At 52.4% G+C, this 22,259-nt stretch carries 17 protein-coding genes; 9 read left to right on the forward strand and 8 right to left on the reverse strand.

Annotated features, from left to right (window positions below):
* Positions 1-208: 208 nt before the first annotated feature.
* Positions 209-1,042 carry a formate dehydrogenase accessory sulfurtransferase FdhD gene (fdhD, locus tag R9X49_RS20115; protein ID WP_319850060.1) on the reverse strand — a complete coding sequence of 278 codons (834 nt, stop codon included), beginning with the start codon at positions 1,040-1,042 and terminating at the stop codon, positions 209-211.
* Positions 1,043-1,602: 560 nt separating this feature from the next.
* Between fdhD and R9X49_RS20120 the strand changes: the two genes are divergently transcribed.
* Together R9X49_RS20120 and R9X49_RS20125 are read left to right on the forward strand one after the other, a co-directional pair.
* On the forward strand, positions 1,603-3,138 hold the full coding sequence (locus tag R9X49_RS20120) for an aldehyde dehydrogenase family protein (RefSeq protein WP_319850061.1): 1,536 nt from the start codon (positions 1,603-1,605) through the stop codon (positions 3,136-3,138).
* A gap of 220 nt (positions 3,139-3,358) precedes the next feature.
* On the forward strand, positions 3,359-4,351 hold the full coding sequence (locus R9X49_RS20125) for an acyltransferase (RefSeq protein ID WP_319850062.1): 993 nt from the start codon (positions 3,359-3,361) through the stop codon (positions 4,349-4,351).
* A 30-nt stretch (positions 4,352-4,381) separates the two neighbouring features.
* On the opposite strand, the gene xylB is transcribed toward R9X49_RS20125, so the two are convergent.
* Positions 4,382-5,839, reverse strand: a complete 1,458-nt coding sequence (gene xylB, locus R9X49_RS20130; RefSeq protein ID WP_319850063.1) for a xylulokinase — start codon at positions 5,837-5,839, stop codon at positions 4,382-4,384.
* 76 nt (positions 5,840-5,915) lie between these two features.
* Positions 5,916-7,235: a xylose isomerase gene (gene xylA / locus R9X49_RS20135; RefSeq protein ID WP_319850064.1), complete on the reverse strand. Its 1,320-nt coding sequence runs from the start codon at positions 7,233-7,235 to the stop codon at positions 5,916-5,918.
* Between the two features lie 358 nt (positions 7,236-7,593).
* Here xylA and xylF point away from each other — a divergent pair, with 358 nt between their 5' ends.
* The 4 genes from xylF to xylR all read left to right on the forward strand — a co-directional run bounded on the left by xylF (position 7,594) and on the right by xylR (position 12,725).
* Positions 7,594-8,589: a D-xylose ABC transporter substrate-binding protein gene (xylF, locus tag R9X49_RS20140; RefSeq protein WP_319850197.1), complete on the forward strand. Its 996-nt coding sequence runs from the start codon at positions 7,594-7,596 to the stop codon at positions 8,587-8,589.
* 120 nt (positions 8,590-8,709) lie between these two features.
* The gene (locus tag R9X49_RS20145; RefSeq protein WP_319850065.1) at positions 8,710-10,251 is read left to right on the forward strand and encodes a xylose ABC transporter ATP-binding protein; all 1,542 of its coding nucleotides are present in this window, start codon (positions 8,710-8,712) and stop codon (positions 10,249-10,251) included.
* A complete protein-coding gene (gene xylH / locus R9X49_RS20150; protein WP_413775902.1) occupies positions 10,229-11,410 on the forward strand; it encodes a xylose ABC transporter permease XylH in 1,182 nt (393 codons plus the stop codon). Before R9X49_RS20145 ends, xylH begins: the two co-directional genes overlap by 23 nt.
* Positions 11,411-11,546: 136 nt before the next feature.
* Positions 11,547-12,725, forward strand: a complete 1,179-nt coding sequence (gene xylR / locus R9X49_RS20155; RefSeq protein WP_319850066.1) for a D-xylose utilization transcriptional activator XylR — start codon at positions 11,547-11,549, stop codon at positions 12,723-12,725.
* Positions 12,726-12,798: 73 nt separating this feature from the next.
* Here the strand turns inward: xylR and R9X49_RS20160 are convergent, their stop codons facing one another.
* Positions 12,799-13,374 (reverse strand): DJ-1/PfpI family protein, encoded by a 576-nt coding sequence (locus tag R9X49_RS20160; protein ID WP_319850068.1) that lies wholly within the window; start codon positions 13,372-13,374, stop codon positions 12,799-12,801.
* Between the two features lie 426 nt (positions 13,375-13,800).
* Between R9X49_RS20160 and argG the strand changes: the two genes are divergently transcribed.
* On the forward strand, positions 13,801-15,147 hold the full coding sequence (gene argG, locus R9X49_RS20165) for an argininosuccinate synthase (protein ID WP_319850069.1): 1,347 nt from the start codon (positions 13,801-13,803) through the stop codon (positions 15,145-15,147).
* A 270-nt stretch (positions 15,148-15,417) separates the two neighbouring features.
* A complete protein-coding gene (gene carI / locus R9X49_RS20170; protein WP_319850070.1) occupies positions 15,418-16,068 on the forward strand; it encodes an acyl-homoserine-lactone synthase CarI in 651 nt (216 codons plus the stop codon).
* On the opposite strand, the gene R9X49_RS20175 is transcribed toward carI, so the two are convergent.
* From R9X49_RS20175 to R9X49_RS20185, 3 genes are all read right to left on the reverse strand, one after another.
* Positions 16,052-16,780, reverse strand: coding sequence for a LuxR family transcriptional regulator (locus tag R9X49_RS20175; RefSeq protein ID WP_319850071.1), 729 nt, complete (start codon positions 16,778-16,780; stop codon positions 16,052-16,054). The genes carI and R9X49_RS20175 overlap by 17 nt on opposite strands.
* A gap of 348 nt (positions 16,781-17,128) precedes the next feature.
* A complete protein-coding gene (gene pemB / locus R9X49_RS20180) occupies positions 17,129-18,337 on the reverse strand; it encodes a pectinesterase PemB (RefSeq protein WP_319850072.1) in 1,209 nt (402 codons plus the stop codon).
* Positions 18,338-18,985: 648 nt separating this feature from the next.
* Entirely contained in the window at positions 18,986-19,933 is a 948-nt protein-coding gene (locus tag R9X49_RS20185; protein ID WP_319850073.1) for a LysR family transcriptional regulator, read from the reverse strand.
* Between the two features lie 113 nt (positions 19,934-20,046).
* Between R9X49_RS20185 and R9X49_RS20190 the strand changes: the two genes are divergently transcribed.
* Positions 20,047-21,597, forward strand: coding sequence for an MFS transporter (locus R9X49_RS20190; protein ID WP_319850074.1), 1,551 nt, complete (start codon positions 20,047-20,049; stop codon positions 21,595-21,597).
* 124 nt (positions 21,598-21,721) lie between these two features.
* Here the strand turns inward: R9X49_RS20190 and R9X49_RS20195 are convergent, their stop codons facing one another.
* On the reverse strand, positions 21,722-22,063 hold the full coding sequence (locus tag R9X49_RS20195) for a GlpM family protein (protein ID WP_180742086.1): 342 nt from the start codon (positions 22,061-22,063) through the stop codon (positions 21,722-21,724).
* Between the last annotated feature and the right edge of the window lie 196 nt (positions 22,064-22,259).

The raw sequence follows: 22,259 nt of genomic DNA on the forward strand, positions 1-22,259 counted from the left end.
TTACGGCACTGTACTGTTAGTACCGCGTAAGCAATACGTTCATTATAGTTAATTAAATGATATTGAAAATGATTATTCTCGTTCTGATGTCATGAACCATATTGCTTTACCTCATGATAACAAACGGTTATGTCATTATTGCACTATGTAGAAACAAATTAATCTATACCCGTCATACTTCAAGCTGCTGTGGCGCAGATGGTGTCGCTTACTCGCTCAGGCGCTGTGGATGCGTGTAAATAGTCGCATGCCCCGGTCGACAAAAACCGACCAGCGTCAGGTTGCAGCGCTCTGCGACCTCAACGGCCAGTGAGGTTGCCGCCGAGACGGCAAACAGGATTTCCACGCCGCACATGGCGGACTTCTGAACCATTTCATAGCTGGCCCGGCTGGAGACCAGCGCTGCGCCTTGCTTCCACCCGTGTTTCGCTCGGGTACCCAGCAGTTTATCCAGCGCGACATGGCGGCCGACGTCTTCACTCCCCCCGGACAGCGTGCCGTCTGGCGCGACCCAACTTGCGGCATGCGTGCAACCCGTCATCTGACCGATCTTCTGCACGTCTCGTAGCCGTACCAGCGCGTTTTCGAGCTTGCTGAGGGAAAATGTCTGCGTGAAGGGTAAGGGGGCGATGGGTTTGCCGATTTCCGCGAGCTGTTCTACGCCACATACGCCGCAGCCTGTGCGACCGTCCATCGCCCGGCGCCGTTCTTTTAGCCCGACAAAGCGTCGGCTGGACAGCTCAATCTGCACTTCGATGCCGTTACAGGCGGCCTGTACATCAATCCCGTAGATATCCGCTGGTGATTGAATAATGCCTTCAGATAAGGAAAACCCGAGGGCGAACTGTTCCAGTTCTTTCGGCGATGCCATCATGACGACATGCGAGATGCCGTTGTAGACCAGCGCCACGGGCACTTCTTCCGCCAGCCAGTCAGACTGTGGCTGATGCAGCGAGTCAGGATGATAAACCGAATGTTGCGTTGCGCCTTCAAGGGCGGCATCCGCGTGTAAATGAACCCCTTCCACCTGAAATACCTGCATGTTAGTAACCCTGGAAATTAAAAGTATTATACCCGTCATACTTCAAGTTGCATGTGCGTTGGCTGCGTTCAAATACTCGGCCCATCGTGGGCCTCGCCCTGAAGGGCCGCTGCAAGCAGCGTTCAAATCTGCTCCCGGCAGATTTGTCACCCGAATCACTTACTTGAGTAAGCTCATCGGGATGAAATGAGAGACATCCTGTCTCTCACCGAAAGCCAGCCAATGGCTGGTCAAATTCGTTCCCGACGAATTTGTCCTTCTCTTGCCGCGTTACGATGCTCATTGATGAGCATCGCCCTAAAGGGCTAACGCTTCGCGTTATTCAAAACGAATACGTTTTGTCCTGAAACTCGAATTATTTAGGGTATATCTCACCGCGCCTGAAGGGATGCGACTTTTTCTCGCAAGAAACTGTGCGTCAACTCGAAGAGTTGCCTTCTTCTCTGGCCGAATTCTGTCGCTAACTCCATACCCCGTATAGGCTTAATTTAACTGCTTACTGTTTGCCTCTTTTTTCACTGCGGCATGGCCGCTCACCCGGAAATGAAAAGGAGACTGAAATGGCGCATGATAATTTTGAAGGCCGGCCAGCATCTGACGAGGTCGGTTCTCTCAACCTGAAAAAACGCTATGACAATTTTATCGGCGGAGCCTGGGTTCCACCTGATGCGGGTCAGTATTTTGTCAATTTGACGCCAGTAACGGGCCAGCCGATGTGTGAAGTGGCCAGTTCGTCAACGCGAGATATTGACCACGCGCTGGATGCCGCTCACAAGGCAAAAGCGGAATGGGGTGGTATGTCGGTACAGGATCGGGCGCTGGTGCTTAACCGCATTGCTGACAGAATGGAACAAAATCTTGAGCTGCTGGCGCGGGTGGAAACCTGGGATAACGGTAAACCGATACGCGAAACCAGTGGGGCGGATGTGCCGCTGGCGATTGACCATTTTCGCTATTTTGCAGCCTGTATTCGTGCGCAAGAAGGGGCGATCAGTGAAATTGATGGCGATACCGTGGCCTACCATTTTCATGAACCTCTCGGCGTTGTCGGGCAAATCATTCCCTGGAATTTCCCGCTGCTGATGGCCTGTTGGAAGATGGCGCCTGCGCTGGCCGCTGGTAACTGTATTGTGCTGAAACCCGCCAAACTGACGCCGATGTCGGTGCTGATTTTGATGGAACTGATTCAGGATCTGCTGCCGCCAGGTGTCATTAATGTCGTCAATGGGTCGGGAAGCGAAATTGGCGAATACCTGGCGACGTCGAAACGCGTTGCGAAAGTCGCATTCACCGGCTCGACCGAAGTGGGCCAGCAGATCATGAGCTATGCGGCGCAGAACGTGACGCCAGTAACGTTGGAACTGGGTGGCAAATCGCCGAACATCTTCTTTGCCGACGTGATGGATAAAGAAGACAGCTTTTTTGACAAAGTGCTCGAAGGCTTCACGCTGTTTGCTTTCAATCAGGGAGAAGTCTGTACCTGTCCGAGCCGCGCGCTGGTGCAGGAATCTATCTATGATCGCTTTATGGAGCGGGCAATCAAGCGCGTGGAGGCTATCCGCATCGGCAACCCGCTGGACAGCAAAACCATGATGGGTGCTCAGGTGTCAGCAGGCCAGCTTGACACCATCCTTAACTACATAGATATCGGTAAGAAAGAGGGTGCACGGGTGCTCACGGGCGGCCAGCGTAAGGCGATGCCGGGTGGGCTAGCGGAAGGCTACTATCTGGAACCGACGATATTGTTCGGTAAAAACAGTATGCGTGTCTTCCAGGAGGAAATTTTTGGACCGGTATTAGCGGTCACGACCTTCAAAACGATGGATGACGCACTGGAGATCGCCAACGACACGGAATACGGTCTGGGGGCTGGCGTGTGGAGCCGTAACGGTAACATCGCTTACCGGATGGGGCGCGGTATTCAGGCCGGACGCGTCTGGACCAACTGTTATCACGCCTATCCGGCGCATGCGGCGTTCGGGGGCTACAAGCAGTCCGGCATCGGGCGTGAAAACCATAAAATGATGCTGGAACATTACCAGCAAACCAAGTGCCTGTTGGTGAGTTACTCTGATAAGCCGATGGGGCTGTTCTAACGGCGTACTTCCTTAAAACCCTGCGTGCCTGCCTGTGCGGGTACGCAGGCATAACGTACATTGATGCGGGTTTCCCGTATGAATCCGTCCTGATCACTCAGATTTGCCCGATTGTTGAGCGCTGGGAGTTGATAGTAGCAGGTCGTTGATAATAGATTGTGCTGACGTTTAACAACGGCTACGCTGTTTTGAATAGCGCTTTGCTTTCAAGAGGTTGTGCATGACGGATAAGATCGGCTGGATTGATAACCTGCGGGCGCTGGCCTGCATGATGGTCGTTCTGATTCATAGCACAACCTACTATATTACTGCGGGCGGCACGCCGGGCGACGGTCACTGGGATGTAGCGAATATCCTGAACTCTGCCTCGCGCGTCTGTGTTCCGCTGTTTTTCATGATCTCGGGTTACTTATTCTTTGGCGAGCGCAGCGCGGGGAAAAAACATTTCCTGCGTATTGGTTTATGCCTGCTTTTTTATAGTACGGTCGCGCTGATCTATATTGCGACGCTCACGCCGATTAATGGCCTGAATTCATTGCACCATGCGCTGCAAAAACCGGTCTTTTATCACTTATGGTTTTTCTACGCCATTGTGGTGATTTATCTGCTTTCCCCACTTATTACCATCAAGCCGGTCTCGGGAAAATATATCGTCGTCTTGATTATCTTGCTGGCCGTTGTCGCCAATCCGAATACGGGGCGGGTGGAATTTGAAGGGTTTAAATTACTGCCCGTGAATCTCTATATTTACGGCGACACGTTTTACTATGTGCTGTATGCCGCGCTGGGGCGTGCGTTGGGGATGCTGGAAGTACCAAAGAAAATCGCGCTAGCCGCTATCCCGTTCTTTATTGCCTGTGTCGCACTGGTTGCGATGGGGACGAAGCACCACACATTATTGAACGATACGTTTACCCAGACATTTTACATCTACTGTGGCCCGCTGGTGTTTCTGGCTGCGGTCAGCCTTCTGGTGGTGTTTAAGCATTACTGTAACCAGCGAGTTTTACCCGGTTTTGCCACCCTTTCGCGCCATTCGCTGGCGATTTACGGCTTCCATGCGTTGATCATTCATTATCTGCGTACGCATGATGTAGTACTGCCATCCCACCCGGTTTTCGACATCTTGTATGTTTTCGCCATCGCGCTGGGGAGCAGCCTGCTGCTTTCGATGGCGCTACAGAAAATTGATGTGCGGCGCTGGGTGAGTTGACGGTTTGTCCGCCGTGCCGGAAGTATCGTGTTACATCAACGTCTTCAGCTGCTGGTAGAGTGCCTTAAATGTACGTCTCCGCTCGGTATAGGTGGCGTGACGCTGGGGATCCGGTTGATGAACCTGTTCCAGCGGTAGCGGCGGCAGAAGGTCTGCCAGTGGCGTATGTGGATGCATGGCGATTTGTGCCAGACGTGCCGCTCCCAGCGCGGGGCCAACATCTCCTCCCGTGCGGTACTCCAGCGTTTGACCGCTGATATCCGCCAGCATTTGCCGCCAGTAGGCGCTGCGTGCGCCACCGCCAATCAGCGTGATGCTATCGGGTTTTAGCCCGGTCATATGCAGTGCGTCCATTCCATCGGCAAGCGCAAATCCCACGCCTTCCAGTACCGCTTTTGCCAGTTCTGGTCGGCCGTGCTGATGGGTGAGTCCCCAGAATGCGCCTTTGGCATCGGGATTATTGTGCGGTGTGCGTTCGCCGGAGAGATAGGGTAAGAACCACACTGGCGTGATTGTGTCATCGGCTGGCGTCGAGGCAATTTCCTGCAATAGCGCGGGTACGCTCTCTGCGTGCGTCAGGCGGGCGACCCAGTCGAGGCAGGAGGCGGCGCTTAGCATCACGGACATCAGGTGCCAGGTATTCGGCAGCGCGTGGCAGAAGCTGTGGACGGCATGCTGTGGGTTGCTGAGAAAGCCGTCGCTGACGGCGAAGTAAACGCCGGATGTGCCGAGAGACAGCATCGCCTGACCGGCTTGATACAGCCCGACGCCAATCGCTCCCGCCGCGTTATCCCCACCGCCAGCAATCACGGGGACGGGATCCATACCCCAGCGGCTAGCGATATCAGGCCGCAGATAACCGGTAATCTGATTGCCTTCATACAGTGCGGGCATATGTTCGCGGCTCAGCGCGCAGGCTTCCAGCAGCGTGTCGCTCCAGTCTCGTTTGGCGACATCCAGCCAGAGTGTGCCGGCTGCATCGGACATATCGCTGGCAAACTCTCCCGTCAGACGCCAGCGCAGATAATCTTTTGGCAGCAGGACTTTGTCGATTTGGCTAAAGACCTCGCTTTCGTTCTCCTGCACCCATTTCAGTTTGGGCGCGGTAAAGCCCGGCATCATCAGGTTGCCGGTAATCTGGCGCGATGTTGGCACCTGTTGCTCCAGCGTGCGGCATTGGGCCGCGCTACGTCCGTCATTCCAGAGGATCGCGGGTCGCAGCACGTTCTGGCGAGCATCCAGCAAGGTCGCCCCGTGCATTTGCCCGGTCAACCCCAGTGCTTTCACGGCGCGAAGGCTGTGCGTTGCCGCCAATGCCTGTAGTGCTTGATCGGTCGCCTGCCACCAGTCTTCAGGCGCTTGCTCTGACCAGAGAGGATGCGGGCGGGAAATGCGCAATGCGGCGCTATGGCTGGCAATCACTTCACCTGCTTCGTCCAGCAGGATGGCTTTCACGCCGGAAGTACCCAGATCAATACCAATATACATAGTGGCTCCTGATAAGCCTCTGCGGCAGGGGGGAGCCTGTCGCAGTAGGTGTGGCGTAGTGAGCGTACCGTTTTATTTAGCCAAAGAGGTGGCGGTTAACCAGGTTTTCCAGCAATTCCTGCTGGCCACTCTGGTGCTGTGGTGCCAGTTGGTGGCTTTCCGCATAGTGGGTGAGTGATTCCAGCGAGGCTTTACCTTGCAGGATTTGCTGACCCAGCTCTCCGTTCCAGCCTGCGTAGCGTTTAGCAACCAACTGATTGAGTTTATCATCTTCAATCATTCTGGCGGCGGCCTTGAGCGCCAGCGCCATGGTATCCATCGCGCCGATATGCGCGTGGAAAAGGTCATAGCGATCGGTGCTTTGGCGACGAACTTTGGCGTCAAAGTTCAGCCCACCCGTCGTAAAGCCACCCGCCTTGAGAATTTCATACATGATCAGCGTGTTCTCTTCCACGCTGTTAGGGAACTGATCGGTGTCCCAGCCGAGCTGCGGATCGCCGCGGTTTGCATCGACCGATCCGAAAACGCCCAGCGCGACAGCGGTGGCGATTTCATGATGGAATGAATGGCCTGCCAGCGTAGCGTGGTTGGCTTCCACGTTGACTTTAATCTCTTTTTCCAGCCCAAACTGTTTCAGGAAACCATAAACGGTGGCGACATCGTAGTCGTACTGGTGCTTGGTTGGCTCCTGCGGTTTCGGCTCAATGAGCAGCGTGCCCTGAAAGCCGATTTTGTGTTTATGTTCGACGACCATCTGCATGAAGCGACCGATTTGTTCACGCTCCTGACGCAGGTCGGTATTGAGCAGGGTTTCATAGCCTTCGCGCCCGCCCCACAGCACATAGTTCTCGCCACCCAGTTTTTTGGTCGCGTTCATGGCCGTGAACACCTGCGTAGCCGCCCAGGCAAAGACATCCGGGTCAGGGTTGGTGGCCGCGCCTGCGCCATAGCGAGGATGGGTAAAGCAGTTGGCGGTACCCCACAGCAGCTTCACGCCGCTATCCTGCTGCTTTTCCGCCAGCACATCGGTGATAACCGCAAAGTTATGCAGATACTCTTTCAGTGAGTTCCCTTCCGGTGCGACATCGACGTCATGGAAGCAGTAGTAAGGCACGCTCAGCTTTTGAAAGAATTCGAATGCGATGTCTGCCTTGCGCTTCGCCAGCTCCAGCGCGTCGCCTGACTGTTGCCACGGCCGCGCAAAAGAGCCGACGCCGAACATATCCGCGCCGTTCCAGCAGAACGTGTGCCAGTACGCGACGGCAAAACGCAAATGGTCCGCCATACGTTTCCCGAGAATTTCCTGGTCGGGATTGTAGTGACGAAAGGCGAAGGGATTGTCGCTTTGGCTACCTTCATAACGGACTTTTTCGATCTGTTCAAAATAGGCTTGCATCGTTAACTCCTTAGAAACCACCCAGACGGAAGAGAGGGGAATGGGATTAATTTTCGGAGTGGATGAACGTTTCCTCAATTACGTTATTTCACACTGAAATTCAGAGAATTATTAAATGTGCGCTGTGTCGCAAAAATAACGGTATTTAATCTGAATACGCTTCGCAATGTGTAACAACATGAAAATGTGACTCGACAATAAAATATGACCAGTATCAAAAAACGGGAATTAAACCAAAAAACATAATTGGAGGATAAAAATCTGTAATTGATGGGGGGATACTTAGCGACAATACTCATCTGGCTATTGCTATTGGAGTCTTAGGCCCTGCATCTTAAATAAAAAAAGGTACGCTATGATGAAAGTTAACCATTTTTTACTCTCAGCCTGTGCCGTATTCACTTTAGTGTGTCAGCCCGGATTCGCGAAGGACGTTAAAATAGGCATGGCGATTGATGACTTGCGTCTTGAACGCTGGCAGAAAGATCGCGATCTTTTTGTTGAGCAAGCCAAAAAGCAGGGAGCTGATGTTTTTGTTCAATCGGCAAACGGCAATGAGGCCACACAAATTTCTCAAATAGAAAACATGATCAATCGCGGTGTCGATGTCTTGGTTATTATTCCTTATAACGGTCAGGTACTTGGCAATGTTATTGCGGAAGCAAAGCGTGAGGGAATAAAAGTGCTTGCTTATGACCGCATGATTAATAATGCAGATGTGGATTTTTATATTTCATTTGATAATGAAAAGGTTGGCGAATTACAGGCGAAATATCTCGTCGATAGGGTGCCCGGTGGCAACTATTTCTTAATGGGCGGCTCCCCCGTTGATAATAACGCGAAGCTGTTTCGTCAGGGGCAAATGAAGGTGCTCACACCGCTGATCGAAAGCGGGAAAATAAAAGTAGTCGGCGATCAGTGGGTTGATGCCTGGTTACCAGAGAATGCGCTGAAAATTATGGAAAATGCGCTAACGGCGAACAGCAATAAGATTGATGCTGTTGTCGCATCGAACGATGCGACGGCGGGCGGGGCGATTCAGGCGCTTGCCGCACAGGGTCTGGCAGGGAAGGTTGCGATTTCCGGTCAGGATGCCGACCTGGCGGCAATCAAACGCATTGTGGCAGGGACGCAAACCATGACGGTCTATAAACCGATCAGCAAGCTGGCGAAAGATGCCGCAGATATCGCCGTGGCGTTAGGTTCAGGTAAAACGCCGGAATCTAACGCTAAATTAAACAATGGATTGAAAGACATTCCTTCCTTCTTACTGACGCCGATTCCCGTCGATAAATCCAATATCGATTCCACCGTTATTGCCGATGGCTTCCACAAAAAAGCGGACGTGTATTAACGCACGTCGCAGCCACTAGATTTCAGGATGCAGGAAAGACGTTCATCGAGCCACGACACGAGGTTGTGGCTCGCCACTGTTGCAGACGAGGTCTGAGATACCTGAATCACGGAGGCCGTGATGCCACATCTGTTGGAAATGAAAAATATCACCAAGGCGTTTGGCGCGGTGAAAGCCGTCGATAATGTCAGCCTGACGCTGGAGGCGGGTCAGGTCTTGTCGCTATGTGGCGAGAATGGCTCTGGCAAATCCACCTTAATGAAGGTCCTGTGTGCCATCTACCCGCATGGCAGCTATGACGGGCAGATCGTGTTTTCCGGTGATGAACTGCGCGCCAACCATATTCGCGATACGGAGCAAAAAGGCATTGCGATTATCCATCAGGAGCTGGCGCTGGTGAAAGAGATGACGGTGCTGGAGAACCTCTTTTTGGGTAACGAATGGTCGCGTTTTGGCGTGATGGATTACGACAATATGTACCTTCGCTGCCAGCGCATGTTGGAGCAGGTCAAGCTGGCCGTCGACCCGAATACCAAAGTGGGCGAGCTTGGATTAGGCCAGCAACAGCTGGTGGAAATTGCCAAGGCGCTGAATAAGCAGGTGCGTTTGCTGGTGCTGGATGAGCCAACTGCCTCATTGACCGAGCGGGAAACCGCAATCCTGCTGGAGATCATCCAGGATCTGCGCGATCACGGTATTGCCTGCATCTATATCTCGCACAAGCTCAACGAAGTTAAAGCCATTTCCGATGTGATTTGCGTGATTCGCGACGGGAAACACATTGGTACGCGTCTGGCGGCTGAACTGAGTGAAGATCAGATTATTGCCATGATGGTGGGGCGAGAGCTGACGGAGCTCTATCCCAATGAACCGCATGTCATTGGTGAAGAAGTGTTACGCGTAGAACACCTTACCGCCTGGCACCCAGTCAATCGCCACATTCGCCGGGTGGATGATGTTTCGTTTGCGCTGCACCGAGGCGAGATTCTCGGCATTGCCGGGCTGGTGGGGTCAGGGCGTACGGAAACGGTGCAATGCCTGTTTGGGGCCTATCACGGCCGCTGGCAGGGCGACATCTTTATTGACGGCGAGCCGGTGACCATCAGCAACTGCCAGCAGGCGATGGCGCGGGGCATTGCGATGGTGCCGGAGGATCGTAAGAAGGATGGCATCGTCCCGGTGATGAGTGTGGCGCAGAACATGACGTTGGCGGCACTCGACCAATTCACAGGGCCGTTTTCCATGCTGGATGATGCCCGTGAGCAGGACATCATCCGGCAGTCGCTAGCGAATCTAAAGGTGAAAACCTCCAGCCCGGAACTGGCAATCGCCCGGCTAAGCGGCGGCAATCAGCAAAAGGCGGTGCTGGCGAAATGCCTGCTGTTGAATCCCCGTATTCTGATTCTTGATGAACCCACACGCGGCATCGATATCGGTGCCAAATATGAAATCTACAAGCTCATTAATGCGCTGGTAAAACAGCACATTGCCGTCATTGTCATTTCTTCTGAATTGCCCGAAGTGCTGGGGTTGAGCGATCGGGTGTTGGTGATGCATCAGGGGCGGATCAAAGCGGATTTGATCAATCGTGATTTAACCCAGGAACAGGTTATGGAAGCCGCATTGAGGAGTGAACATCGTGCTGAAAACATCGCAGTCTGAACAACAACATGTCGCGGGCTCTGTCTCGATTCTGCAACGGTTGAAAAGCATCAATCTTCAGGTCTACGTGATGATTGCCGCCATCATCGCCATCATGCTCTTTTTCACCTACATGACCGACGGGGCGTATCTCAGCGCGCGTAATCTCTCCAACCTGCTGAGGCAAACGGCGATCACCGGCATTCTGGCGGTCGGTATGGTGTTTGTCATTATCTCCGCCGAGATCGATCTGTCGGTTGGCTCGATGATGGGATTATTGGGCGGTGCAGCGGCTATTTTTGATGTCTGGTTTGGTTGGCCTTTGCCGTTGACCATCGTTGTGACACTTGCGCTGGGATTGCTGCTTGGCGCGTGGAATGGCTGGTGGGTCGCCTACCGGAAAGTCCCTTCTTTTATCGTGACGCTGGCGGGGATGCTGGCTTTTCGCGGCATTCTGATCGGCATTACCAATGGGACGACGGTTTCCCCGACCAGCGAAGCGATGTCGCAGATTGGCCAAAGCTATCTGCCTTCCGGCATCGGTTTTATGTTCGGTGCCGTCGGTCTAATGGTGTTTATCGCCTGGCAGTGGCGTCGGCGCAGCAGTCGTGCGCAATTAGGGTTACCCGTAAACCCTCCTGCGGGTGATATTGGTCGTCAGACGGTGACAGCGCTGGTGGTGCTGGGTGCGATTTATCTGCTGAATGACTATCGCGGTGTGCCAACACCGGTTCTGGTGCTGACGTTGTTGATGTTGGGCGGTATTTTTCTGGCAACGCGAACCGCATTTGGCCGCCGCATCTATGCCGTGGGCGGCAATATTGATGCCGCCCGCTTATCGGGCGTGAATGTTGAGCGCACCAAAATGGCGGTGTTCGCGATTAACGGCCTGATGGTGGCGGTCGCCGGGCTGATTCTTAGCTCGCGGCTAGGGGCAGGCTCACCCTCCGCCGGGAATATTGCCGAATTGGATGCGATTGCCGCCTGCGTGATTGGCGGCACCAGTCTGGCGGGCGGTATTGGCAGCGTGGCGGGCGCGGTGATGGGGGCATTTATCATGGCGTCGCTGGATAACGGGATGAGCATGCTGGATGTGCCGACCTTCTGGCAATACGTCGTAAAAGGCGGAATCCTGCTATTGGCGGTGTGGATGGATACCGCAACAAAGCGGCGCGTATGACGTGATGCGGGGTCTATGGAGGAAATACGTGGCGGCTCGCAATAATCAGCAAATTATTTTGGCCTCTGAGGGCGCTGTGCTATTCAAGGAAGAAGACTTTATTCAAGGAACTTGCGATTAATGAGTGCCAACTGTCATGTTTGAAAAACGCTATCGCATCACGCTGCTGTTCAACGCCAACAAAGTGTATGACCGTCAGGTGGTTGAAGGGGTTGGCGAATATTTACAGGCCTCTCAGTGTGACTGGGACATCTTCATCGAAGAGGACTTCCGTTGCCGCATTGATAACATCAAAGAGTGGCTGGGAGACGGCGTGATTGCCGATTTTGACGATGGCGAAATCAAGCAGCTACTACAGGATGTGAACGTGCCGCTGGTGGGGGTTGGCGGCTCCTATCACCGGCCTGAGGATTACCCGCCCGTGCATTATATCGCGACAGATAACCATGCTCTGGTGGAAAGCGCGTTTATGCACCTCAAAGAGAAAGGGCTGAACCGCTTTGCTTTTTATGGCCTGCCGGCATCGGGTGGAAAAGGCTGGGCACAGGAGCGGGAATACGCTTTCCGGCAATTGGTTGCAGCAGAAAAGTATCAGGGCGTGGTGTATCAGGGAATGGAAACGTCGCCGGATAACTGGCAATACGCACAAAATCGGCTGGCCGACTGGGTGCAGGGGCTTCCGCCGCAGACGGGGATTATCGCGGTGACCGACTCGCGCGCGCGCCATCTGTTGCAGGTCTGCGAACATCTGAATATTGCCGTACCGGAAAAGCTATGCGTTATTGGGATCGATAACGAAGATCTGATTCGCTACCTTTCACGCGTCGCGCTCTCGTCAGTGGCGCAGGGCACGCGCCAAATGGGGTATCGTGCCGCGAAGTTGCTGCATCAGCTGCTGTTGAATCAGGCCGATTTACCGCTGCAACGTATTTTGGTGCCGCCGGTTCGGGTGGTGGAACGTCGCTCAACGGATTATCGCTCTGTGCACGATCCTGCCGTTATTCAGGCTATGCACTTTATCCGCTATCACGCCTGCAAAGGGATTAAGGTCGAGCAGGTGCTGGATGCGGTAGGGATTTCCCGCTCGAATCTGGAGAAGCGCTTCAAAGATGAAGTCGGTCAGACGATTCACGGTGTGATTCACGCAGAGAAGCTGGATCGGGCGCGCAACTTGCTGATATCGACCTCGCTCTCGATTGGCGAGATCTCGTTAATGTGTGGCTACCCTTCGCTGCCTTACTTTTATGCTGTCTTTAAGAAGGGGTATGACATCACGCCGAAGGAGTACCGCGAGCGTTATGGAGAAGGTTATTAAGACTATTTATATATAAAGAAGGTTATGCAGGAAGGCGCGGCGGTGCGCGCCTTATCAATCGGTGTGTGAGCGGTTACGCCGGCACGCGCCAGTAATCGTAATCGATGTGCTCAACCTGGAAGTTGGCGTTCTCTTTGTCACCCGTCAGACGGTTGGCGATGGTAAAGGCAAAATCGAACGTCACGCCCAACCCTTTGCCGCTGATCAGATTACCGTCTTCCACGACTTTCTCATCAACATAAACGCCATCGGTCACGTCCTGCCATAAATTGCCGGAGCAAACGTAGCGACGGCCTTTCAGCAGATTGTTACCGCCCAGTACGCGTGCAGCCGCAGAGCACAGTGGGCAAATCAGTTTTCCCGCCTCGTCATGGCGACGGATGAACTCGACAACCATCGGGTTGGCGGCCAGGTTAACTGTACCCTGTGGGCCGCCAGGAATGACCACGGCATCAAACAGCGCGTCCTGGTTTCTTTCCAGCAGAGAATCGGCAAACATACGAATATTGTGATAACTGTGCAGTTCCAGTCTGTCATAGCATGACAGCATGGTGACTTCTATCTTCATGCGGTGCAGTACATCAATCACCATGATCGCTTCTGCTTCTTCAAACCCTGGGGCCAGCAGAACGGCGACTTTCTTAGACATAGCATCTCCAGCAATATGCAAGGGAAGGTGTTAACCGCAAGAGGATAGCAAAGAAATATCGACAAAATGAAACGATGTTTTATTAATGTCGAGTGGGTCGCGTAAACGATTTTTGCTGCTTAGCCTAAAGAGAAGATGGCGCTATACTTGCTAACTTGGTCGTGAATCGGCCACGAATTTTTTTGCACGAAAGCACGACTCTTCTCTTCCTGTCCCGCCAAAAAGATGTTTAAATTATCACTCACTTATTTTGCATAAATATGCATTTGTGAGTGTGTCGATTTTGATTATCGACCGGCCCGTTTGATGTAGCATGTGCACAGGGCCCGAACGCTCATTAATGCATGGCGTAACATAATGGTGTGGCGGCTAAGCTGATACCCTAGGGGTATATCACCATAGATCTTTCGAGCAGGGATTACATATATGACAACGATTCTCAAGCATCTTCCGGTTGGTCAGCGTATTGGTATTGCGTTCTCGGGTGGTCTGGATACCAGCGCCGCGCTGCTTTGGATGCGTCAAAAGGGCGCGGTTCCTTATGCGTACACCGCAAATCTGGGGCAGCCAGATGAGGATGACTACGAGGAAATCCCTCGTCGGGCTATGGAATATGGCGCGGAAAATGCTCGCCTTATCGATTGCCGTAAACAGCTGGTTGCTGAAGGTATCGCTGCGATTCAGTGCGGCGCATTCCACAACACGACGGCAGGCGTGACCTATTTCAACACCACGCCGCTGGGCCGTGCCGTTACCGGTACGATGCTGGTTGCGGCGATGAAAGAAGATGGCGTGAACATCTGGGGTGACGGCAGCACCTATAAAGGCAACGATATTGAGCGTTTCTATCGCTACGGCCTGCTGACCAATGCTGAACTGAAGATTTATAAACCGTGGCTGGATACCGATTTTATTGATGAACTGGGCGGCCGTCAGGAGATGTCCGAGTTTATGTCTCAGGCTGGGTTCGGCTATAAAATGTCTGCTGAGAAAGCCTATTCCACCGATTCCAACATTCTGGGTGCGACGCACGAAGCGAAGGATCTGGAATTCCTGAATTCCAGCGTCAAAATCGTTAACCCAATTATGGGCGTGAAATTCTGGGACGAGAACGTCAAAGTTCCGGCAGAAGAAGTGACCATTCGTTTTGAACGCGGCCACCCGGTTGCGCTGAACGGCAAAACCTTTGCCGATGATGTCGAACTGATGCTGGAAGCGAACCGTATCGGCGGACGCCACGGTCTGGGTATGAGCGATCAGATCGAAAACCGTATTATTGAAGCGAAAAGCCGTGGCATCTATGAAGCGCCGGGAATGGCACTGCTGCACATTGCCTACGAGCGTCTGGTGACTGGTATCCACAACGAAGACACCATCGAGCAATACCACGCTAATGGCCGTCAGTTGGGTCGTTTCCTGTATCAGGGACGCTGGTTCGATTCTCAGGCGCTGATGCTGCGCGATTCTTCTCAGCGTTGGATCGCCAGCGCCATCACTGGTGAAGTGACGCTGGAGCTGCGTCGTGGCAATGATTACTCCATCATGAACACCGTGTCTGACAATCTGACCTATAAACCAGAGCGTCTGACTATGGAGAAAGGCGACTCGGTCTTCTCACCGGATGACCGTATCGGCCAGCTGACCATGCGCAATCTGGATATCACGGACACACGTGAAAAACTGTTTAACTATGTTGAAACGGGCTTGCTCTCTTCCTCCGCCAGTACGGGTCTGCCGCAGGTAGGCCAACTGCAGGATAAAGCAGAGAAATAACGCACAGATTGAGTAATATAAAAATCCGGAATCGTCTCGCGTTTCCGGATTTTTTTTATCTGTTTATCATATGTTTATGTTTGGTCTTCTCGCGGTGTTTTTTCGTGTATGAACTCTTGCTGACAATGCAGGTTGCATCTGTACAACCGTCGTGGAAAGGGACAAAATACCTATAAATAAGCAGCCAGGATAATAATCTGAAGGCGAAGGATCTGTGGGATGGGATGTCGTTTTTTTGGGGTTATGTATTAACTTTTCAATGGAGGAAAAATGTTAGAGATATTTGATGTAAATCACGCCTTGTTGTCAGAAACGAAATCAGAAGAGATGTTTACCCTCAGAAAAGAGACGTTTAAAGATCGGCTGAATTGGGCTGTGCAATGTACTGATGGAATGGAGTTTGATCAGTATGATAATAATAATACGACTTATCTTTTTGGCATAAAAGATAACACGGTTATTTGTAGTCTGAGATTTATCGAAACAAAATACCCTAACATGATTACCGGGACGTTTTTCCCTTATTTCAAGGAGATTAATATTCCTGAAGGGAACTATCTGGAGTCTAGTCGGTTCTTTGTGGATAAATCGCGAGCGAAAGATATCCTCGGCAATGAATACCCCATTAGTTCGATGCTGTTTCTTTCGATGATTAATTACTCAAGGGATAAAGGCTATGATGGAATATATACCATAGTGAGTCACCCTATGCTGACGATATTAAAACGTTCTGGCTGGGGAATCAGCGTGGTTGAGCAAGGTTTATCAGAAAAGCAGGAAAGAGTGTATTTAGTTTTCCTTCCTGTTGATGATGAGAATCAGGAAGCGTTGGCTCGTCGTATTAACCGCAGTGGGACATTCATGAACAACGAACTGAAGCAGTGGCCTCTACGAGTACCTGCCGCTATTGTACAGGCTTAATGAGTTGTAGTTCAACGCCAAGTCTTATGGCATGCTTGGCATTCAGGACGCCAAGTTTTTTCACAACGTTGCCGATATGAAATTTTACCGTGCTGGTTTTGATTCCGAGAATAATAGCGACTTCCAGATAGGTTTTACCCATGCTGGCCCAGTAAAGAATTTCATTTTCTCGTTGAGAGAATATTTCTTTATTATTTAATTGTTTCTTACTTTCCATCATCTCTCTGCAAAGAGAGATGATTTTTTCATATGCATCAATTAACAGCATCTGAAAGGTGTCTTTTTTCTCTTCAATGAATGTTTCAACATCATCCGGATATGAACTGTCCACGATAATCGATAACATCGCCAGATTGTCACCATGATCGTGAAGCACAAAAGTATATCCGTTAATAATATTATATTTTTTAGAGAGATCGAATATCTTGGCCAGCTGTAGTCGGGTGTTAATAACGAGGCTTTTCTCCCAGGAGAAAGGCGATATCTTATTAAATGAGGCAAGAACAACAGGATCAATATGCTGATATTTGTTTTCTTTATAGAGGTTAACCCATTCATCGGGATAACTGGAAATGATGATCATTTGAGAAGGGTTCTTCTTATTGAGCACCATAAATGAGAATTTTATGCCGTCGTAGTGATCCAGGTTTTTATTGAAATGCTTTTTAATTACCCTGCTTATTATTTCACTATCGGTGAATAATGGCGACATCTCATGACCTCAGTCTGAAGAATCAACATCCTTGTAATGGAAAAGTATATACCTACACCTGTACCTAAGTCTAATTGTTATGCGTGAGTGAAAAAACATACAATTCGAAGATCGTTTGAGGGCGTAAAACAAAAGAAATAAACACCGCTCAGGATAAGCGTGATGATTGGCTAACATCAGGGAATGCTAATTAAAACGATATTTTTCAGTAATATAATAAAATTCGTTTCTTTTCTATGGCCTGTATTGTTTCACAGGCCCACCAGGTGTTCTGATTCATTAATTCCATCAGGGCGATACCCTCGCGAATAACACTCACTTTTATGCTGTGTTCTTTTTCGCGGTACCTCACGCCTCGTCGATGTTGATATTGTTGTATTCCCACAGCCGATTGAAATGCACGTCATCCAGATTGCGGGCTGAATCCGTATTACCTGCAAAAGGCCGGGCAGTGGTTGCGGCCGCTCCCCACGGCTGTTCTCTGTCATAGCTGGCGTCAATTGTGCTGTCGCGAATCACTAACTGACCGTTTGCCGTCTGGCCCGACAGGTATCCCGTTTGCCTTGCACCTTGATCCCAGGCGCGCCCCAGTTTGGCCTTTTTTCCTCCGCGGAAGCCTCCATCTCCTGTGAAACGACACGCCACTGCCAGAAAGCCGTATGGCACCCACGGCATGCTGTCAGGTGCGAAGACGTGAATATCTTTCGCCCCGCGGCTGGAAACCGTATGAAAGTGGACATGCTCGAATACCGCGGTTGCACGCCCAAAAACGTAATCGACATCGCCCTCAATATAGCAGTCTTTAATGTAGGCCCGGCTGTAGCGAGCCGTGACGTACTCGTTGCGGAGGTTGCTGGTATTGACGAAAAACGTATCCTGACGACCAATGAGGCGGACCTTTTCGAGCTGTACCTTGTCGCCGTCGGTGCGCAGTGCGACGGCCTGATGTGCTCGGCCATCTACCGAATCCAGCAAGGTATTTAATACCGTCAGGTTCTTCATCTGGAAATTGTCGCTCTGTGACCAGACCACGGCGGAACAAATGGTATCAATCGTCGCGTTTTGTTTTGATGCACAGAGATCGTACAGATACCAGGCAGGATCGCCGGGCTGATATTCACCGTGGGAATTCACCGTCTCCCGGTAGATTGCCGGTGAAAACATCGAATCCAGCGTAAGCTGAATCACCACGTCACTCGGTTGCTCTCCCGCCCCACATAGCGTGAGCGGTGGGGCATCGGCAGGGATATAGACCGTGCCGATATAGGTGCCCGGCAGCAGTTTAATCGTAATGTGCGACTGACCCTGCGGTGCCCGCAACGCGGCGTTGATCGCCTGTTGAACCTGAGTGTGCGTTGCGCCATCTATACCGATCTGTGGCCCGACAACCCACGGCGTAGCCAGTTCGACCGTAATGGGCGTGGGAAGCCAGACGTCAGCGTCGGTATGACCCTCATGTCCACGCGGCGTAAAATAGTGCGCTAGCGTGAAGCGACTTGCTTCCTGTTCGGAAAGTATGGGGCGATGAACCGTGCCGGGGTACGTCGTTTTTATCATGATCTTATCCTGCTGACGGCGCTATCGGCGAGAAAAGGGATGCCATCGTTATATGCGCTTTCGTAAGATGATTGAGGTGTCCTTTCTTGCCAGGTCAACCAGTATGTTTGATGCTGTAGCGTTGATGCTATAGGTATCCTCTTTATCTCTGGCATTGTTCACAGATTTTGCCAAACAGAATAGAAGTACTTAGTTCTACTGGTAATATGATTACGCTATCTGCGTATTGAAATAATATTATCTATCAAATAATTACCACGATTTTCTATTAAGCCTGCATGAATCATTTTTCAGGCCGACTGTGTTCAACGGCACAACGCTTATTTCCTTCATGTTTTCGTAAGTCACTTATTAATAAGTCTGTTATTGCTACGCTAAAGGTGAACTTCATAGCTGGAGCATATGCACATCTCACCGTTGTTAATATTGCGAGTGAAATAGAACGGCTGGAAGAAGTGAAAGTCCCTAAGGGAGATATCCTCGCATTATTGCGCGAGTGATAGTGCATATCGGAAATTTTTTGTTTTAGCATAACTCCAGCCCAATAGCAGATCGAATGGCTGGATCTGGATAAATCTGGCCCACATTGCCGAGTACCTGACCACCTTGCTGCGTGCGGGTGAGGTGCCTGGGAGGTCCAGATAACCGTCAGTCAGCTGATTTGTGGTTCAGCCATGGCGTTGCGTTAAGCTCCGATGCAATCCAGTCGCCAAACGCCCGTGTCTTAGCAGGAACTAATCGTGCGGATGGATGCACCAGATAGATCGTCTCGCGGTTCTCCACGGGATGGTCGGGCAGCACTGGCACCAGCCGACCGCTGCACAGTTCCGGGCCAGCCAGCCAGTCGGACACCATCGCAATGCCGACACCGGAAACGGCGGCTTGTACGAGGCTTTGCGCATCGTCCGTGACCAGCGGGCCTGTGATCCGAATCGCTGCCGTTTTGTCACCATCGCGCAGGTGCCAAAGGGGATGCGAGGCCAGACGAGAGAATCCCAGGCAAGCGTGCTGGCCAAGATCGGCAGGCCGGGAAGGCATACCGCGTGCTTGCAAATACGTGGGCGATGCGCAGAGCATACGCCGCGATGGCGCGAGCCGACGTGCTACCAGCCTGCTGTCGGTCAATGTTCCGATGCGGATGGCCACATCGAAAGACTCTGCCACCAAATCGACATAGCGATCCTCAAAAGCGGTTTCCACGACCAGATCAGGATAGGCAGCTAGGAACGCCGGAAGAATCGGTGCGATCCACATTCGGCCGAAGGTCGCAGGCAAGGCGATGCGCAGCGTGCCGCGCACGCTGGCCGCTGCAGCTGTGGTGTCCTGCTCGATCTCCTGCAAAACATGCAGGGCACCATGCATGCGCTGGTGGAAGGCTTCACCCGCTTCCGTCAATGCCAGTCGTCGCGTGGTGCGCTCCATGAGCCGTACTCCCAGGCGCTTTTCCAGTGCCGTGACGCGCCGCGAGAGAATGGAGCCATCGCGTCCTAACGCCTGACCCGCGGCGGTGAATCCGCCATGCTCGACGGCGGCCAGGAAAGCCGTGATCTGTTCGAATTCGGTGCCGTTCATCTCTGCATTATTTGCATCATTCATTTTCGGTAAAGCCATATTATCAATTTATGGTGAATTAATTAACCTATAGAACAATCGTCAAGCCCTTGGCTTTATGCGCATCCGGCGCGGACGGAGGGCGCATCGGAGTTGTTATGGAGAAGACACGTTCGGCGGTCGCGGTTGACGACCGATACAAGGTACTTGCGGCGATCTGCGTCTCCGCGATCATCATCCCTTTGGTATTCACTGGCCCGGCGATTTCTACGCCAGCGGTCGGGCGCGACCTGGGCGGAGACCAGTCCACCTTGAGCTGGATCGTCAACGCCTACGCTATCGCATTCGGCGGTTGCGTCATGGCGGCGGGTGCCATCGGCGACCAGATAGGCCGCAAGCGATGCTTCGTCGTGGGACTCTGGATCTTCGTCATCACGTCGCTACTGATCGGCCTGACCCCGAACTTGCTGTTGCTCAACCTGCTGCGCGCCGCCGAAGGTGTCGGCGGTGCCCTGGTGCTGACTTCGGCCACCTCGTTGCTGGCACAGGAGTTCGAGAGCGCAGAACGTACTCAGGCTTTCAGCTTTCTTGGTACCGCATTTGGTGTCGGTCTTGCGTTCGGGCCAATGGTCTCGGGATTCCTGATCGAGCATTTGGGCTGGCGTTCGCTCTACTTCGCCATCGCGTTGATTGCGGTCTTGATCCTGCTCTTGGGTACACGGCGGATCAGGGAGTCCCGTGACCCGGAGGCGCAAGGTATTGACTGGCTGGGCACGGTACTGTTCACAGCCGCGCTGGTGTCGTTGACGTTCGGCATCGTGCGGGGGCCGCAAGATGGATGGGTTAGCCTGCGCGTGTTGTCGCTGCTGGGTGGTGCTGTCCTGCTGCTTGGTGCCTTCGTCACCGTGGAACTGCGGCGTCCGCGTCCCCTGTTGGACCTGTCCCTTTTCCGCTATCCGCGCTTCATTGGGGTGCAACTGCTGCCAGTGGCAACGGGTTTCAGTTTCATCGCCCTGATCGTTTATGTGCCGATCTGGTTCATCGCCATCCAGGGGCGGGATGCGTTCACGGCTGGTCTGGCGATCCTACCGCTAACCGCGCCGATGCTGGTGGTGCCGTTGCTGGCCGGACGGATGGCCAAGCGGGTCTCGCCCGGCCTACTGTCGGGGATCGGCTTTCTTCTCTCCGCGCTCGGTGCTTGGCTGTTGATGCGCTTGTCGCCTGATGGAAGCCTGTGGTCAATGGCGATTCCCATGCTGCTGGTCGGCATCGGCAATGGTCTGCCGTGGGGGTTGATGGATGCTTTATCGGTGAGCGTGGTTCCCAAGACGCGCGCAGGGATGGCCGCGGGCATCTTCACCACCATGCGCGTAGCAGGAGAAGCCATCGCTATTGCGGCCATCGGTGCCGTATTGGTTGGCTTAACGGCGGCGAATTTACGTACGGCAGCAGAGGCAGGGGTGATTTCGCTACCGGAAGGTGCTACGGCGATTGCCAGCCAGATCGGAGCCAGCGGTGGGCACGGTACTTCTATCGGTAGCGGCGGCGCGATGGACGAGGCTGTCATTGAACTTGCTCATCGCGCCTACACATCAGCTTTCCACAGCATCTTTGGCGTGCTGGCCGTGCTCTCGATCCTGACTGCCGTAGTCTGCATTGTGACACTACGACAGTCAGCCGATAGGCAAGATACAGACTTGGAGTCTTGAGCTGCTCAGTTCAGGAACCGCTCAGCCAACATAGGAAGCCGTTTTATATAGATTTCCGGCCATCAGGCTATTTTTGCTTATCGCCTGATGCCGGCCCTTCTTTGCCTGCTCGCTGTTTTTACACTTAATTCCCCTGATACCACGTCCAGATCTTGATCAGCACTGCCGCCGATACACTCCAGCACACGACCGCCGCGAGCAGCGCCTGTGGCAATTTCATCCACGCGGTAAAGTAATAAAGTGAGATGAGATAAACCAGATAAGGAATCACGGACCAGATGCCAAACAGGATGGTGGCGCGTAGCGCTTCCAGCCCGCGCTCGGTGCCAACGATATAATGTGCGATCAGCGCGAATGTGGGGAATAGCGGCACCAGCCCGGCAATATAATAGTTTCGGCTTTTCGCCAGTACGCTGATGAGCAATACGATCAGCGCGCCGATAACAGATTTGATAAACAATGACATAAGTATGACTTCTGGCTTAATTAAGCATCGTGAATGAACAGAGAATAGCGAAAAAGTATCGGGATGGAATAGTGCGATCGCACAGCTTAATATTTCAATTCGTGGTGATTTCGTTATTCTTAGCGTCAGAATGAATAAATACTACGCACGATAGCCTTATCGTACGCAGGTAAAACGATAATAAATCTGGAAAGGA

The sequence above is a fragment of the Pectobacterium carotovorum genome, assembly GCF_033898505.1.
In the GTDB taxonomy this organism is placed as follows: domain Bacteria; phylum Pseudomonadota; class Gammaproteobacteria; order Enterobacterales; family Enterobacteriaceae; genus Pectobacterium; species Pectobacterium carotovorum_J.